At 61.4% G+C, this 251-nt stretch carries 1 protein-coding gene; it reads left to right on the top strand.

Annotated features, from left to right (window positions below):
- Positions 1 to 251 (top strand): ATPase, T2SS/T4P/T4SS family (locus SB765_RS32040; RefSeq protein WP_410932814.1); only part of this gene is annotated, 251 nt, incomplete at both ends.

Raw genomic sequence — 251 nt, 5'->3', positions numbered from 1 at the left:
CTGCTGCGCGCGATGTCGTACATGGTGCCCAACCGCGATCGCATCAAACAATTCGCGGTAAACGAACCGTCTGAAGTGCCGGCGCCGTGGCTCTCCGATATCTCGATCCAACGGCGTCCCGGTGAAACCGACGAAGACGCGAACCGGAAGATCGTCGAGGTGATTCGCACGCTGATGCGGATGGACCCCGACGATCTGACGATCGGGGAAGTGCGCGACTCGGTGCTGGCAGGCCTGGTTGCTGAACTCTC

Origin of the sequence: Pseudomonas sp. SIMBA_067 (assembly GCF_046534675.1) — a bacterium.
In the GTDB taxonomy this organism is placed as follows: domain Bacteria; phylum Pseudomonadota; class Gammaproteobacteria; order Pseudomonadales; family Pseudomonadaceae; genus Aquipseudomonas; species Aquipseudomonas putida.
Note: the sequence above shows the minus strand (reverse complement) of the source record. Positions and strands in the feature narration are given on the sequence as shown.